The sequence below is a fragment of the Dietzia massiliensis genome (assembly GCF_018390595.1).
GTDB classification, from domain to species: domain Bacteria; phylum Actinomycetota; class Actinomycetes; order Mycobacteriales; family Mycobacteriaceae; genus Dietzia; species Dietzia massiliensis.
Genome location: NZ_JAHBAV010000252.1, coordinates 1 through 406 on the forward strand (window position 1 = coordinate 1; position 406 = coordinate 406).

Annotated in this window: 1 protein-coding gene; it reads left to right on the forward strand. The window is 55.9% G+C overall.

Annotated features, from left to right (window positions below):
* Position 1: 1 nt before the first annotated feature.
* Positions 2-406 (forward strand): radical SAM protein (locus tag KHA85_RS17090; RefSeq protein WP_236885856.1); only part of this gene is annotated, 405 nt, incomplete at its 3' end.

The window sequence follows — 406 nt, forward strand, 5'->3', positions numbered from 1 at the left end:
GTTGAGTCTGTCTAGCGCCGACCACTCGGAGATTTCCGACATTACCAAGGGGTTAGCTGATCGGTATGAGGGTACGAACGTTTCCCTGTCCCTGCCAAGCACCCGTGTCGATACTTTCAATATCGACCTAGCAAACGAGTTGAGCCGTAACGGTCGTCGTTCCGGTCTGACCTTCGCTCCTGAAGGCGGATCCGAGCGAATGCGTCGGGTTATCAATAAGAAGGTGACCGAGGAAGATCTCATTCGTACAGTTGCTACGGCCTTCGGAAACGGGTGGCGTCAGATCAAGCTGTATTTCATGTGCGGTCTGCCCACGGAGACTGACGAGGACGTGTTGGGGATTCACGACATGGCGTCCCACGTCGTTGCGGCTGGTCGAGCCGCTGCTGGGCGCAAAGATATTCGC